The following is a 15,620-nucleotide window of genomic DNA, read 5'->3' as shown; positions in this document are numbered from 1 at the left end:
AATGCTAATCGAAAATTTCTTCGAACGCGCACGGTTCCGCCCTCAGGGAACATCGTAGGCGGCGGCCAGCAGCTTCACCGCTTCCGCGAACGTTGCACCCTGCGCTTTGGCGGCGGCAGCATAGGCCGCAGCGGCGTCGGACAGCCCGCCGAGACGTTCGTCACGAGCGCAGACCACGGTGCCGTTCCTGCCCCGCGTTGCCACGATTCCTGCTGCTTCGAGCTCCTTATAGGCACGCGCCACAGTGTGCGGTGCGACGTCCAGCCGCTCTGCCAGTGCCCGGACCGCAGGCAGCCTGGTGCCGGGGGCCAGCGCCCCGTTGTCCACCTGGTGGATCACCTGCAGGCGCAACTGTTCAAAAAGGGCCACGGTGCTGGTGGAGTTGGGCTTCCACGTCCCCGGGAATTCGGCTGCCGAGCTCACAGTCCGGCCTCAAGGGCACCTGAGCGGCGCGGAGCCGCAGAGAACTGGGCGTTGTAGAGCCGTGCGTAGAAGCTGTTCGCGGCCAACAGGCCCTGGTGCGTGCCCTGCTCAACAATGCGTCCGTGGTCCATGACGAGAATTAGATCAGCGTTCCGGACGGTGGACAAACGGTGCGCAATGACAAAGCTGGTCCTCCCCCGCCGCAGCCGGAGCATGGCCTGGCGGATCAGCAGTTCCGTCCTGGAATCGACGGAGCTGGTTGCCTCATCGAGGATCAGCACGGCCCGGCCTGCCAGTTGTGCCCGGGCGATGGTGATGAGCTGCCGCTGGCCCTGGCTGAGGGGTTCACCCCCGTTTTCCAGAACGGTGTCGTAGCCATCCGGGAGCGACCTGGCAAAGCGGTCCACGTAGCTGGCCTCCGCCGCCGCCAGGATCTCCTCGTCAGAGGCCCCGGGCAGGCCGTAGGCGATGTTGTCCCTGATGGTTCCGCCAAACAGCCACGTGTCCTGGAGCACCACACCGAACTGCCCGCGGAGCCGGTCCGGCTGGACAGCGGCAATGTCGGTGCCGCCCATGGTGATCAGGCCCGTACCCGGCTCGTAGAACCGCATCAGCAGGTTCACCACAGTGGTCTTTCCCGCCCCGGTATGGCCCACAATGGCTACCATCTGGCCAGGTTCCACTGCGAATGACAGGTTCCGGACTGCGGGCGCCGCGCCGGGGTAGCCGAACGTCACGTCGTCAAAGACGATGCGGCCGTCCGACGGCGCTTCCAAAGTGCCGCTCTCCGCGTCCTCTTCCGAGTCAAGGAGGGCAAACACGCGCTCCGCCGATGCGACGCAGGACTGGATCAGGTTGAGCAGGCCGCCGATCTGGCCCACCGGCTGGGTGAACAACCTGCTGAACTGGATGAATGCCTGGATCCCGCCGATGGTCATGGCGCCTGCGATGACCTGGAGGGCGCCAACCACCGCCACGGCGATGTAGTTGAGGTTTGCCATCAGCACCATCAGGGGCTGCACCACGCCGGCGGAGTACTGCGCCTTGGTTGCCGCGCGGGCCAACCGGCTGTTGCTGCTCGCGAAAACAGCAGCCGCCTGCGGCTGCTGGCCGAAGGCCTTGATCACCTCATGGCCCGTGATGAATTCCTCGACGTGGGAGTTCAGCTCCCCTGTTTCCGTCCACTGGCGCGCGAAATGCTCCTGCGACCTGCGGGCCACGAGCACCGTAACCCCCATGGACAGCGGCACGGAGGCGATGGCGATGCAGGCGAGGAGGGGCGATATCCACAGCATCATCGCGAGTGACCCGAACAGCATCAGGACGGACATGATCAGCTGGGTGAGGAGCTGGTTCAGCGCCTGGGAGATGTTGTCGATGTCGTTGGTGGCGCGGCTCAACACGTCTCCGCGGGACCGTTCCCGGAAGTAGGTGGACGGGAGCCGGTGCAGTTTGCCTTCCACTGAGCCGCGCAACCCGTACATGACGCCCTGAACTGACCGGGCAGTCAGGGAACCCTGCACCCAGTTGAACAGCGACGTGAAAATGTACATCAAGGACACGGCAGCCAGCAGGAGGCCGAGTCCTTCCTGGTCCAGCGCTCCCCGGACCACCCCGTCCACCACAATGTCGGTGGCGTCGCCGAGGAGTTTGGGGGCTGCCACATTCAAGGCCGCGAAACCGCAGGTGGCGGCAACGGCACCCAGCATGAGGGCCCGGAACGGCCCGAGGAGGCCCAGCAGTCTGCCGGCGGTGCGCCAGAAACCGGCCCCGCCCATCTCGGTGCCGGGCACAGCCGTCATTGCGGACCGTCCAGTGCAAGCTGCGAGTCGGCGATTTCCCGGTAGGTGGACGACGATTCCAGCAGCTCGCCGTGCGTTCCCTGCGCAACGAGCCGGCCGCCGTCGAGCACCAGGATCAGGTGGGCATCCTCCACCGCTGCAATGCGTTCGGCCACGATAATCCTGGTGGCCGCCGCCAGCCGGACGTCCAAAGCCTGCCGAAGCCTCGTGTCCGTGTCGTAGTCCAGGGCGGAAAAACTGTCGTCAAAGAGGTACAGCGGGGCCTTGCGCAACAGCGCGCGGGCAATGCACAGCCGCTGCCGCTGCCCGCCGGAGAGGTTGGTGCCGCCCTGCCCCACCGGCGTTGCCAGCCCCAGCGGGAGGTCCCGCATGAAGCGCATGGTTTGCGCCGCCTCGAGGACCTCCCAGAGTTCATGATCGGAAGCTCCGGGTGAAGCCATCCGCAGGTTGTCCGCAATGGTCCCGGAAAACAGGTGGGAGTGTTGCGGGACGATGGACATGGATCTGCGCAGGAGGTCCAGCGGCAGTTCCCGGACATCGGCGCCGTCGAGGAGGATGCTGCCTTCGGTGGTCTCGAGGAACCTCGGAACCAGGTTCAGCAGCGTTGATTTGCCGCTGCCGGTGGACCCGACGATCGCCGTAGTGGTTCCGGGCGCAGCCACAAAATTCAGGTCTGCCAGCACCGGCACTTCCGCGCCCGGGTAGGAGAAACCAACGCCCCTGAACTCCAGGGCTCCAGGCCCGGCCAGGGGCGTCACCGGATCCTTCGCGGCCACGGCAGGGCGCGACGGCGGGGGGTCGGCGGGGTCGGCGACGGAGGGTTTGGTGTCCAGCACCGCAGAGATCCGCTCGGCGCAGACTGCCGCCCGCGGGGCCGTCATCAGCACGTACATGGACATCATGATTGCCAGGAGGATCTGCAGGATGTAGGCGATGAAGGCAGTCAGCGCGCCCAGGTTCATCTCGCCTGCCTGGATGCGGTGGCCGCCGAACCAGACCACAGCCACCGAGGAGAGGTTCACCACGAGCATGATCAGAGGCAGCATTCCGGCTACGAGCAGCGCGGACTGCAGGTTGTTGGCGGTGAGACTGGAGTTGGCGCGGGCGAAACGGCGCGTTTCGTGGTCCTGCCGGACGAAGGCGCGGATGGCGCTGGCGCCGATGATCTGTTCGCGCAGGATGCCGCCGGCGTTATCGAGAAGTTCCTGGCCGTCGCGGTAGAGCGGAATGAGGCGGCGGACGATCAGTGCCATGATCAGGACGAGCAGCGGCACGATCACGATGACGACGGCGGACAGCGCCACGTCCTGCTGCAAGGCAAGAATGATGCCGCCGACGCCCATGGCAGGGCCCGCCACCAGCATCGTGAACACCAGGATGGCGAAGGACTGCACCTGCTGGGTGTCGTTGGTGGCCCGGGTGGTCAGGCTTTGGGTGCCGAACCGGGCAACTTCCAGGGAGGACAGGGACTGGATGCGGGCAAAGATTTCCGCGCGGAGCCGGTGGCCGATCCGCATTGCCACAACGGCCCCGAGATAGCCTGCGGCGATGGCAGCTGCGGCCTGGACAACGGCGATGCCGGCCATCACGATACCCAAGCGGGAAATGACGCCCGTATCACCGGGAACGATTCCGTCATCAATGATGGCGGCGTTCACGGTTGGCAGCAGGAGGTTGGCGGCTGCCTGGATCAGCTGCAGCAGGACGACGGCGGCGACGGAGCCCTTTTGGTCCGAGAGCAGGCGCCTCATCAAACCGATCAGCAACGAACCTCCAGTTCGGTCGGGGGCCGTCGGGGCCGGACGTTGGCCTCTCCCCCAGAGACCACTCCGTCATTGTAAGCCAGATCACTTTCCCCCGCTGTCAAAGACATGACAGGCCCGTTGAGCCGGCTGCACAGCGGCAGTCCAGGGGCGGGGAACCGCTCAGTCCGGCTTGCGTCCCACCGCGAAGATCCTGCGGAAGGGAAAGACGGTGCCGTGCCGGCCCTGCGGGTAGGCGGCCCGGAGCGCCTCCGCGTAGTCCGCTTCGAAGGCGGCACCGTCCTCCGGCGGGAGCACGGCCAGGACGGGGCGCAGGGCGGTTCCACGAACCCATTCCAGGACGGGGTCGGGCCCGGGCAGCAGCTGCTGGTAGGTGGTTTCCCACGCGTCCGCAGTGCAGCCGGCGTCGAGCATGATCCCGAGGTAGTCCGCCGGTTCACTGACGGACTCTCCGCCCCGCAGGACGCCGTCGAGCTGGGCCGCCCACCGCGGTGATCCTGCCAGCTGGCGCATCAGCTGATGGGATGGGGCGTTGAAGTTCCCGGGTACCTGCATGGCGAACCAGCCGCCGGGGCGCAGCGCGGCCAGCCAGGTCCGCAGCAGGTCCTGGTGGCCCGGGACCCATTGCAGTGCCGCGTTCGTCACCACCACATCCGTGTCAGCGGCAGGCAGCCAGTCCCGGATGTCCTGCTGCTCAAACGCGAGGGACGGCTGCGAGGCGCTGAGCTCCGCGGCCTTGCCCAGCATCTGGGCCGAGGAGTCCACTCCCACCACCCGGGCACCGGGCCAGCGGCGGGCGAGCGTTGCCGTCAGGTTGCCGGGTCCGCAGCCGAGGTCAACCACCTGGCCGGGATTGGCGGCGTGGATCCTGCCGGTGAGGTCGAAGAACGGGCGGTTCCGGTAATCGCCGAACTGAACGTACTTCGCCGGATCCCATTTCATAAGTTTCTCCATGCCTTGGTGCTGACTCTGCTACGGGAAGCCTAGCCGGGGCCAACGGCAGCGGCACCGTACGCAGGACCCACGGATTACCTGCCGCAGCGGGGCACTAAGCTGGAAAACAATGAAACTCGTTGACCAGCTGACCGATCTGACCGCGCCGGGACCGTCGGACGCCGTCGACCCCGACCACCTGTACACCCGCTTCGTGGAGTGGACCGAAAGCCGCGGCCTGGACCTGTACCCGGCGCAGGACGAGGCCATCATGGAGCTCGCCACCGGCGCCAACGTCATCCTCGCGACACCCACCGGGTCCGGGAAGTCCCTGGTGGCCATCGCGGCCCACTTCCAGGCGATGGCGCTGGGCAGGCGCAGCTACTACACGGCGCCCATCAAGGCGCTGGTATCGGAAAAGTTCTTCGCGCTCTGCGAGATTTTCGGCGCCGAGAACGTGGGCATGATCACCGGCGATTCGGGCGTGAACCAGGACGCCCCGATCATCTGCTGCACCGCCGAGATCCTGGCCAACATCGCCCTGCGCGAGGGCGACACGGCGGACCTGGGCTCCGTCATCATGGACGAGTTCCATTTCTACTCGGATCCTCAGCGCGGCTGGGCCTGGCAGGTGCCGCTGCTGGAACTGCCGCAGGCGCAGTTCCTGCTCATGTCCGCCACGCTGGGCGACGTGACCCGGTTTGAGAAGGGGCTCACAACGCTCACCGGGCGCCCCAGCACCACCGTGAGCTCGGCCGAGCGGCCCATCCCGCTGCATTTCTACTATCACGAGACCCCTGTCCACGAGACCCTCGAAGAGCTGCTGTCCACCAAGCAGGTTCCGGTGTACGTGGTGCACTTCAGCCAGCTCGAAGCGATCGACCGCGCCCAGACGCTCATGAGCATCAACGTGTGCACGCGGGAGGAGAAGGACAAAATCGCGGACCTCATCGCGAACTTCCGGTTCGCGGCCGGGTTCGGGAAGACCCTCAACCGGCTGGTCCGCCACGGGATCGGCGTGCACCACGCCGGCATGCTGCCGAAGTACCGGCGGCTCGTGGAGCAGCTGGCGCAGGCGGGACTGCTGAAGGTCATCTGCGGTACGGACACCCTGGGCGTGGGCATCAACGTTCCCATCCGCACCGTGCTGCTCACTGCTTTGAGCAAGTACGACGGCGTCCGCACCCGGCTGCTCAACTCCCGCGAGTTCCACCAGATTGCCGGACGCGCCGGCCGGGCAGGGTACGACACCGCCGGCACAGTGGTGGTGCAGGCCCCGGAGCACGTCACCGAAAACGTCAGGGCCATGGCCAAGGCCGTGGCCAAGTTCGGCGACGACCAGAAGAAGCTGCGCCAGGTGGTGAAGAAGAAGCCCCCGGAGGGATTCGTGTCCTGGGGCGAACCCACCTACCGGCGGCTCGTGGAATCCGTTCCGGACCCGCTGGCGTCCAGCTTCACGGTCACGCACGCCATGCTGATGAACCTGATGGAACGTCCCGGAGACCCGTTTGCCGCCGCACGCCGGCTGCTGACGGAGAACCACGAAACCCGGCCGGCGCAGCTCCGGCTGATGAAGAAGGCCCTGGGCATCTACCGCGAGCTGCTGGCCGCCGAAGTCGTGGAACGGATCCCGGAAGCCGAACAGGGTCCGGACGGCCGCGCCGTCCGCCTGACGGTGCACCTGCAGGCCAACTTCGCACTCAACCAGCCGCTCTCCCCCTTCGCACTCGCCGCGCTGGAGCTCCTGGACCCGGAGTCGCCGTCGTACGCCCTGGACGTGGTGTCCATCATCGAGGCGACGCTGGAAAAGCCGCGCCAGATCCTCTCCGCGCAGCAGAAGAAGGCCCGCGGCGAGGCGGTGGCCGCCATGAAGGCTGACGGGATCGAGTACGACCAGCGGATGGCGATGCTGGACGAAGTGACGTACCCGCAACCGCTGGCGGACATCCTGGCCGAGGCCTTCGAGGTCTACCGCAAGGCCGCCCCGTGGGTTGGCGACTTCGAGCTGGCACCAAAATCCGTGGTCCGGGACATGTACGAACGCGCCATGAACTTCGGCGAGTTCGTCCAGTTCTATGGGCTGGCCCGCTCGGAAGGCATCGTGCTGCGGTACCTGGCCGATGCGTTCAAGGCCCTCCGGCAAACCGTCCCGCAGGATATGCTCCGCGACGATTTGGAAGACCTGATTGCCTGGCTGGGCGAGCTGGTACGGCAGGTGGATTCCAGCCTCCTGGACGAATGGGAGGAACTGGCGTCCGGGGCCATGCCCACGCCGCACGACGCACCGCCGCCTCCCCCGCCGTCGCTGACGTCCAACATCCGCGCCTTCCGCGTAATGGTCCGCAACGAGATGTTCCGCCGCGTGGAGCTCTTCGCCGATGAGGACGCCGCGGCACTGGGTGAACTCGACGGCGGCTCCGGCTGGGATGCCGACCGCTGGGAAGACGCCCTGGATGACTACTTCGACGAACACGACGACATCGGCACCGGACCGGACGCCCGCGGGCCCGGACTGCTGATCATCACGGAGGAAGCCGGGGTGTGGAAGGTGCGCCAGATCTTCGACGACCCGGCACGGAACCACGACTGGGGCATCTCCGCCGAAGTGAACCTGGCGGAATCGGACGAAACCGGCACCGCGGTCCTGAGGGTAACGGGCGTCAACCGCCTTTAGGTAAGCTCAGACAATGAGTGTAATCCGCCCCGCAACCGAGCACGACGTCCCGGCTATCCTCCGGATGATCCACGAACTGGCGCACTACGAAAAGGAGCCTGACGCGGTCCGGAACACCCCGGAAATGCTGCAGGCCGTCCTCTTTGGCGATAACCCGCGGGTGTTCGCGGCAATGGCCGAGAATGCGGCAGGCGACGTGCAGGGCTTCGCGCTGTGGTTCCTGAACTACTCCACCTGGGAGGGCGTTCACGGGATCTACCTGGAGGATCTCTACGTCAGTCCGGAGGCGCGCGGCGAGGGGCACGGGAAGGCCCTGCTGAAGCACCTGGCGGGTATCGCCGTCGGGAACGGCTACGCCCGGGTGGAATGGAGGGTACTCGACTGGAATGAGCCCTCCATCAATTTCTACCGCAGCCTGGGTGCCCGGCCGATGGACGGGTGGTCGACATTCCGGCTTACCGGCGAAGCCCTGGAACAGTTTGGCACCCCGGTTCCAGCCGCGGCCCATGGCTGAGGCAGGCCACCGGATCCGTGCCCGCCATGAGTTCCGCGGCATGCGCACCGTGGAGCACGTCTTTACCGTGCCTCTGGACCATGCCGCCACCGGCGGGGACGCAGAAACCATCACTGTCTTTGCCCGCGAGTACGTTGCGGCCGCCCACAGCGCCGAGGAAACGGAAAACCTGCCCTGGCTGTTGTTCCTGCAGGGCGGCCCGGGAGGGCGCGGCAACAGGTTCGGGACCTTGGGCGGCTGGAGCAAGGCTGCGGCCAAGGACTTCCGCATCCTCATGCTGGACCAGCGCGGAACCGGCCTGTCCACCCCGGCGGACCGGAATACCCTTCCGCTGCGTGGGACGGCCGCCCGGCAGGTCGCCTATCTAGAGCACTTCCGCGCGGACTCGATCGTTGCCGACGCAGAACTGATCCGCAAAGCGCTGGGCATTCCGTACTGGACCATCTATGGCCAGAGTTACGGCGGGTTCTGTGCCCTGACCTACCTCTCCTTCGCCCCGGAGGCCCTCCGCCAGGTGCTCATCACCGGCGGGCTCGCCCCGCTGACGGGTCCTGCGGACGATGTATACCGTGCCACCTACCAACGGGTTGCGGCCCGGAACGCGGAGTACTTCTCGTGGTACCCGGAGGACTGGGAGGCGCTGGAACGAATCGCCCGGCACCTGCGCAGCACGCCGGAAACCCTGCCCGACGGCAGCCCGCTCACAGTGGAGCGGCTGCAGATGCTGGGGGCGTTCCTGGGCGGGAACACCCGGGTGGACAGCCTCCACTACCTGCTCGAGGACGCCTTCACGGACACCTCCGATGGGCCCAGGCTCTCGGACGGGTTCCTGGAGCAGGTGCACGGCGTCGTCTCGCGGGGGTCCAACCCGCTGTACGCCCTGATGCACGAGTCGATTTACGGCCAGGGCCAGGCAACGGACTGGGCCGCCTGGCGGGTCCTGGACGAGTACCCCGAATTCCGGCCGGACGCCGAGCCTCTGCTGCTCACCGGCGAGATGGTCTACCCCTGGTACTTCGACCAGGACCCCGCGCTGCGGCCGCTCCGGGAGGCGGCCGGACTGCTGGCCGCCAAGAACGACTGGAAGCCGCTTTACGACGTCCGCCGGCTCGCCGCCAACCGGGTGCCGGTGGCCGCTGCCGTCTACTCGGACGACATCTACGTGGACCGGAAACTGTCCCTGGAGACTGCAGCCACGGTCCGAGGACTCCAGGTCTGGGAAACGGGCGATTTCCACCACGACGGGATCGCCGATGACGGTGAGGGAATCTTCGCGCGGCTGCTGGGAATGGCGGCGTCAGGCCGCCGCTGATTGCCGGTGCGCCGAAACCCTGGCCATCGCCGCGGCAGCCAGGACGCAGGCCGCTACAGCGCCGGCAAGCATGTTGAGGCCGAAATAGCCCGCCCCGCTCAGGACCAGGCCGGAGGCCGCTCCGCCCACGGCTCCCGCCGCACCCATCAGCATGTCCGAGACCCCTTGGACCACCACGCGTGCCTCCTGCCCCACGCTTTCGGCCAGCAGCGTGGACCCGGCCACGGTGGATGCTGACCAGCCCAGTCCCAGCAGCACCAGCCCTGCGGCCACCGCGGCGGTGGAGTCCTGCCCGAAGCCGGCTACTGCGACGCCCGCCATCAGCGTGGCGAAGCCGAGCATGACCGTTTCGGTCCTGCCTGCCCTGTCCGTCAGCCATCCCATGACTGGGGACAGGGCGAACATACCGGCGATGTGCAGTGAAATGGTGAAGCCGATGATCACCAGGGCTCCGCCGTCGGCTGCGTGGCCGGCGTGCGGCGTGCCTGGCCCTTCGACCAGGTGCTGCAGGTGCAGAGGCGTCATGGACATCACGCCCACCATGACGGCGTGGGCACCAACCACCGCAGTGACGGCCAGGAGCGCCATCCGGGAACCGCGGATGGCCCGCATGCCGGTGGTGAGCCTTCCTGCCGGCTTCGGCCGAAAATGCGTGCCGGTACCGGCGCAGGCCGCACGGCCAGCCCCGGCGGACTGGGTGGCCAGGTCTGGGTGAGCCGCGGCCTCCTGCCCGGCCGCATGCGGGCCGGGCTGGCCTCCCGGCCCCGCGGTACGGGCCGCAAGTTCCCGCGCCAGCAGCAGCGGGTCCGGGCGCAGGCCGACGAAGACGAGGATGATGGCCACCACCAGTCCGGCGCTCGAGATGACGAACGGCCCAGCCACCGGCGGCAGTCCCAGCGCCAGTCCGACGGCGGCGCCCGGCTGGATCAGGTTCGGGCCGGCCACAGCGCCGATGGTGACCGCCCAGACGACCGTCGCCAGCGCCCGGCCGCGGTGTCCGGCGTCGGCAAGGTCGACGGCGGCGAAACGGGCCTGCAGGTTCGCTGCGGTGCCTGCCCCGATGCCCGCCGCACCCAGCATGAGGAGCACGAATACTCCGGTCACGACAGAGAGCACCATCAGGAGCGCGCCGGCCAGCGCGGCGAGCATGCCGGCCACCTGGCCTGCCCGGCGGCCCCTGCGGTCCGCCAGTGCCGCCAGTGGCAAGGCCGTCACGGCGGCACCGAGGGTCATGACGGTGGCCACCGCTCCTGCCCAGGCGCTGGAGCCGGACAGTTCGACGGCGAGGATGGATCCGATGGAGACGGTGGCGCCCGTGCCGATGCCGCCAAAAACCTGCGCCGCAGCCAGAAGGGCAACGGTGCGCCGCTGCACCCTGACAACCTCATGCTCCGCCATGATGGCCATGGACCGAGCATAGTCCCGTGGGACTTCGTCCAGGAGGGGTTAAAAGAAAGACCGCAGTCCCGGCGCTGATGCTGCCGGGACTGCGGTCTTTTGAAGCGGGAAGGAGCGTCTATTCGGCGTCGCTGTGGCTCTTCCGGACGTCGTCTTCGAGGCGCGGGTCCATGTGGGCTTCCTTGGCCTTGGAGCTGAGCAGGCTGGCAACGACGGCGATAATGATGGTGCCGACGATGACCGCCAGGGACACGAAGGTGGGGATTTCGGGTGCCCATTCGATGTGCTTGCCGCCGTTGATGAAGGGCAGTTCGTTCACGTGCATGGCGTGCAGGACCAGCTTGACGCCGATGAACGCCAGGATGACGGACAGGGCGTGCTTCAGGTACACCAGGCGGTTCATGAGGCCGCCGAGCAGGAAGTACAGCTGGCGCAGGCCCATGAGGGCGAACAGGTTGGCGGTGAACACGATGAACGGGCTCTGGGTGAGGCCGAAGATGGCGGGGATCGAGTCCACGGCGAACAGCAGGTCCGTCAGGCCGATGGTGATGAACACGATCAGCATGGGGGTGAAGACCTTCTTGCCGTTCACGGTGGTGCGCAGCTTGCCTTCGTCGAACTTCTCCGACATGGGGATGACCTTGCGGATCCGGGCGATGAGGGGGTTTTCCTTGTCCTCTTCGTCTTCGCCTTCATCCTGGGCCTGCTTCCACGCGGTCCACAGCAGGAACGCACCGAAGATGTAGAACACCCAGCTGAACTGCTCGATCACGATGGCGCCGAGGAGGATGAAGATGCCGCGCAGGACCAGGGCGATGATGATGCCCACCATCAGCACTTCCTGCTGGTACTTCCTGGGCACCGAGAACCGGGCCATGATGATGATGAAGACGAAGAGGTTGTCGATGCTGAGGCTGTACTCAGTGACCCAGCCTGCAACGAACTGGCCGCCATACTCGTGTCCGGCGAAGATAAACATGGCGCCGGCAAACAGCAGGGCCAGGGTGACGTAGAACGCCACCCACAGTCCGGCTTCCTTCATGGACGGTTCGTGCGGGCGGCGAACGACCAGGAGCAGGTCGATCAGGAGGATCAGGCCGAGGACGACAAATGAGCCGACCTCGAACCACAAGGGCAATTCGAGCACAGGGGTAGCCTTTCGCGGGGTACAGAGATGCGGTGTAAGTCTCTCCGGCCAGCCTGTGCACTTGGTGCTGATGCGGCTGGCCCGCTACGCCCGGCTGGGCAACCATGCCCTGCGTGTTGACGATCGTAGCGCTTGGGATACTCCCCTACGTGACGTTAACTGTACCGCAGCGCAGCTGGATGCGACCCCGTGGTGACGTATGTGTCAGGCGTGGCCGGCGGCCTGCATCTGGCGCAGTTCCTTCTTCAGCTCGCCGACCTCGTCCCTGATCCGGGCGGCCACTTCGAACTGCAGTTCCGCTGCGGCCCCGTGCATCTGCTCGGTCAGCTGCGCGATCATCCCCAACAGGTCCTCGGCCGGCGCTGCGGCCAGGCCGTCCGCCCGTACCTGCGCAGCGCCCTTCTTCGCGCCGGGCTTGTTAGCCCCCGTGATGCCGCGCTTGCCCTTGCCGTAGTCGAAGCTGCCCAGCAGCGCATCGGTGTCGGCGTCTTCCTTGGCCAGCTGGTCCGTGATGTCGGCGATCTTCTTCCGCAACGGCTGCGGATCAATCCCGTGCTCGGTGTTGTAGGCCACCTGGATGGCGCGGCGCCGGTTGGTTTCATCGATGGCGTGGGCCATGGAGTCCGTGATCCGGTCCGCGTACATGTGCACCTGGCCCGAAACGTTACGGGCCGCGCGGCCGATGGTCTGGATCAGCGACGTGGAGGACCGGAGGAAGCCTTCCTTATCGGCATCGAGGATGCTGACCAGGGAGACCTCGGGCAGGTCAAGGCCCTCCCTCAGGAGGTTGATGCCGACGAGGACATCGAAGGTCCCCATCCGCAGCTCCCTCAACAGCTCCACACGGCGGAGAGTGTCGACGTCCGAGTGCAGGTATTCGACCTTGACCCCGTGGCCCAGCAGGTAGTCGGTGAGGTCCTCGGCCATCCGCTTGGTGAGGGTGGTCACCAAGACGCGTTCGTTCTTTTCGGTACGCGTCTTGATCTCGCCCAGAAGGTCATCGATCTGCCCCTTGGTGGGCTTGACCACCACCTCGGGATCGATCAGGCCGGTGGGCCGGATGATCTGCTGGACAAAGCCGTCAGCCTTGCCCAGCTCGTATTTGCCGGGCGTTGCCGACAGATAAACCGTCTGGCCGACGCGCTCAAGGAATTCGTCCCACTTCAGCGGCCGGTTATCCATGGCGGAGGGCAACCGGAAGCCGAAGTCCACGAGGTTCCGCTTCCGGGACATGTCACCTTCGTACATGGCGCCGATCTGCGGCACGGTGACGTGGGATTCGTCGATGACCAGCAGAAAGTCGTCCGGGAAGTAGTCCAGGAGGCAGTGCGGCGCCGTGCCCCGGGCGCGTCCGTCGATGTGGGAGGAGTAGTTCTCAATGCCGTTGCAGAAACCCATCTGCTGCATCATTTCCAGGTCATAGGTGGTGCGCATGCGCAGCCGCTGGGCTTCCACGAGCTTGTTCTGGCTCTCCAGCACCTGGAGCCGCTCGGCGAGTTCGTCCTCGATGCGCTTGATGGCGCGGGCCATCCGTTCCGGACCGGCCACATAGTGCGAGGCCGGGAAGACGTACATTTCCTCTTCATCCTGGATGATTTCGCCGGTCAGCGGGTGAAGGGTCTGGATGTTTTCGATTTCGTCGCCGAAGAACTCGATCCGGATGGCGAGTTCCTCGTACATGGGGATGATTTCCACGGTGTCGCCGCGGACACGGAACGTGCCGCGGTGGAAGTCCATGTCGTTCCGGGCGTACTGCATGGAGACGAACTTCCGGAGGAGGTCGTCCCGGTTCATTTCGGCGCCCTTGCGCAGCGTCACCATGCCGGCGATGTACTCTTCCGGGGTGCCCAGGCCGTAGATGCAGGAGACAGTGGCCACCACAATGACGTCGCGCCGCGTGAGCAGGGCGTTCGTGGCCGAGTGCCGAAGCCGCTCGACTTCCTCGTTGATGGACGAGTCCTTTTCGATGAAGGTGTCCGTCTGCGCCACGTACGCCTCAGGCTGGTAGTAGTCGTAGTAGGAGACGAAGTATTCCACCGCGTTGTTGGGCAGCAGTTCACGGAATTCGTTGGCCAGCTGCGCGGCGAGGGTCTTGTTCTGGACCATCACCAGGGTGGGCCGCTGCACCTGCTCAATGAGCCAGGCGGTAGTGGCACTCTTGCCGGTACCCGTGGCGCCCAGCAGCACCACGTCTTTCTCGCCGTTGTTGATCCGCTCCGTCAGGTCGGCGATGGCGGCAGGCTGGTCGCCGGCCGGCTTGAACTCGCTGATGACTTCGAAGGGCGCTACAACACGGTTGATATCCTGCGCAAGGCTCATGGATCTAATCTACAACCGGGCACCGACACTGGACGGTCCAGTCCGTTACGGGCGAACAGCCCGGCGCGGTATCGGCGCCTTCAGGGAGCGTATGACGGCGGTTCCCACCCGGTTGCGGCGGCCCACGCTGCCATGGCGGGCCACGCGACGTCAGTGAACCACGGCTCCTTGGCCTCCGCGTAGGACCTGGTGCTGGCGGCGCCGGCGAAGCACTGTGCAAGTTCAGCCTTCTGCGCCCCGTACAGCTGCCGCGCCTGCCCGTCCAGCCGCAGCCAGTCCCGGAACAGCAGGGCGTATCGCCAGCCGGGAGAGCCGGCCACCCGCACGTGGATGTTGACGGCCCTGCCGGGATCGGCGTTCGCGTGGAACCGCTTCTGCCACTGCCGCGGGTCGGGGTCGGTTGGTTTCGGCGTGTCGTGGCCGGCGCCGGGCACCAGGGGGAAGCCTGCAGCACCCAGCATCGGCACCAGCCGGTCCGCGGCGTCCAGTCCGGACACCGCAACCTGCAGGTCGATGACGTCCTTCGCGGCCAGGCCGGGGACGGAGGTGGAGCCGATGTGGTCTACCGCGAGGATTACCCCTGGTGCCGCAGCCATCAGCCTCGCGGCGATCCGCGCGGCCTGCTGCGGCCAGTCATCCCTGTACGCCTCAAGGACGGGCGCGCCGGTCCTTTTGGCCCGGACGCCGGCTGCCAGGTTCCGGGCGTACGGCATCAGGCGGGTGTCCCAAAGGCTGTCCACCTGCTCCAGCAGGTGCTGCAGGGTGCCGGAGTTGTCCAGGACGACGTCGGCCGCGGCCAGCCTGGTATCCCGCTGGGCCTGCGCTGCCATCCGGGCGCGCGCCGCTTCAGCGCTCATGCCCCGCAGTTGCTGCATCCGCTCCAGCCGCAGCCCGTCCGGGGCATCCACCACCAGGACGAGGTGGAAGTTGCTGCCCTGCCCGGTCTCCACCAGCAGGGGAATGTCCTGGACCACCACCGCATCTTCCGGCGCGGCTGCCGTGATGGCCGCTGCCCGGGTGCGTACCAGCGGATGCAAGATGCCGTTCAGTACGGCCAGGCGGTCCTTGTTGCCGAACACCGCTTCTCCGAGCCGCGGGCGGTCAAGCCGGGCTTCGGCGTCGAGCATGTCCCGGCCAAACTCGGCCACGATGCGTTCGAGGCCCTCGGTGCCGGGCTCCACCACCTCGCGGGCGAGTGCATCCGCGTCCACCAGGACCGCCCCGCGCTCCTTCAGCCGGGAGGCAACCACCGACTTCCCTGACGCGATCCCGCCGGTCAATCCGATCTTCAGCACCGTCCCAGCCTAGACGGACGGCCGGCGGCGCCGCGCCACG

At 66.7% G+C, this 15,620-nt stretch carries 11 protein-coding genes; 3 read left to right on the top strand and 8 right to left on the bottom strand.

Going from position 1 to position 15,620, the window contains the following annotated elements; genetic code table 11:
- Nucleotides 1-42: 42 nt before the first annotated feature.
- The 4 genes from BLT71_RS10900 to BLT71_RS10885 all read right to left on the bottom strand — a co-directional run bounded on the left by BLT71_RS10900 (nt 43) and on the right by BLT71_RS10885 (nt 4,930).
- A complete protein-coding gene (locus BLT71_RS10900) occupies nt 43-423 on the bottom strand; it encodes a GntR family transcriptional regulator (protein ID WP_091720071.1) in 381 nt (126 codons plus the stop codon).
- Nucleotides 420-2,225, bottom strand: a complete 1,806-nt coding sequence (locus BLT71_RS10895; RefSeq protein WP_091720069.1) for an ABC transporter ATP-binding protein — start codon at nt 2,223-2,225, stop codon at nt 420-422. Before BLT71_RS10895 ends, BLT71_RS10900 begins: the two co-directional genes overlap by 4 nt.
- Complete coding sequence (locus BLT71_RS10890) at nt 2,222-3,976, bottom strand: ABC transporter ATP-binding protein (protein WP_197676715.1); 1,755 nt, start codon at nt 3,974-3,976, stop codon at nt 2,222-2,224. Before BLT71_RS10890 ends, BLT71_RS10895 begins: the two co-directional genes overlap by 4 nt.
- A gap of 174 nt (nt 3,977-4,150) precedes the next feature.
- Entirely contained in the window at nt 4,151-4,930 is a 780-nt protein-coding gene (locus tag BLT71_RS10885) for a trans-aconitate 2-methyltransferase (protein WP_091720064.1), read from the bottom strand.
- A gap of 121 nt (nt 4,931-5,051) precedes the next feature.
- On the opposite strand from BLT71_RS10885, the gene BLT71_RS10880 reads away from it, so the two are divergent.
- The 3 genes from BLT71_RS10880 to BLT71_RS10870 are packed head-to-tail and all read left to right on the top strand — an operon-like array spanning nt 5,052 to nt 9,421.
- Nucleotides 5,052-7,595 carry a DEAD/DEAH box helicase gene (locus BLT71_RS10880; protein ID WP_091720062.1) on the top strand — a complete coding sequence of 848 codons (2,544 nt, stop codon included), beginning with the start codon at nt 5,052-5,054 and terminating at the stop codon, nt 7,593-7,595.
- 13 nt (nt 7,596-7,608) lie between these two features.
- Entirely contained in the window at nt 7,609-8,109 is a 501-nt protein-coding gene (locus tag BLT71_RS10875; protein ID WP_091720057.1) for a GNAT family N-acetyltransferase, read from the top strand.
- Nucleotides 8,102-9,421 carry an alpha/beta fold hydrolase gene (locus BLT71_RS10870; protein WP_091720056.1) on the top strand — a complete coding sequence of 440 codons (1,320 nt, stop codon included), beginning with the start codon at nt 8,102-8,104 and terminating at the stop codon, nt 9,419-9,421. Before BLT71_RS10875 ends, BLT71_RS10870 begins: the two co-directional genes overlap by 8 nt.
- Here the strand turns inward: BLT71_RS10870 and BLT71_RS10865 are convergent.
- The 4 genes from BLT71_RS10865 to coaE form a co-directional block, all read right to left on the bottom strand.
- A complete protein-coding gene (locus BLT71_RS10865) occupies nt 9,407-10,828 on the bottom strand; it encodes an MFS transporter (protein WP_091720055.1) in 1,422 nt (473 codons plus the stop codon). The genes BLT71_RS10870 and BLT71_RS10865 overlap by 15 nt on opposite strands.
- A 109-nt stretch (nt 10,829-10,937) precedes the next feature.
- Entirely contained in the window at nt 10,938-11,966 is a 1,029-nt protein-coding gene (locus BLT71_RS10860; RefSeq protein ID WP_091720054.1) for a TerC family protein, read from the bottom strand.
- Between the two features lie 204 nt (nt 11,967-12,170).
- Complete coding sequence (gene uvrB, locus BLT71_RS10855) at nt 12,171-14,285, bottom strand: excinuclease ABC subunit UvrB (protein WP_091720053.1); 2,115 nt, start codon at nt 14,283-14,285, stop codon at nt 12,171-12,173.
- A gap of 80 nt (nt 14,286-14,365) precedes the next feature.
- The gene (gene coaE / locus BLT71_RS10850; protein ID WP_091720052.1) at nt 14,366-15,580 is read right to left on the bottom strand and encodes a dephospho-CoA kinase; all 1,215 of its coding nucleotides are present in this window, start codon (nt 15,578-15,580) and stop codon (nt 14,366-14,368) included.
- Between the last annotated feature and the right edge of the window lie 40 nt (nt 15,581-15,620).

The sequence above is a fragment of the Pseudarthrobacter equi genome (assembly GCF_900105535.1).
GTDB lineage: Bacteria > Actinomycetota > Actinomycetes > Actinomycetales > Micrococcaceae > Arthrobacter > Arthrobacter equi.
The sequence above is the reverse complement of the archived record's forward strand: the minus strand, read 5'-3'. Positions and strand labels throughout refer to the sequence as shown.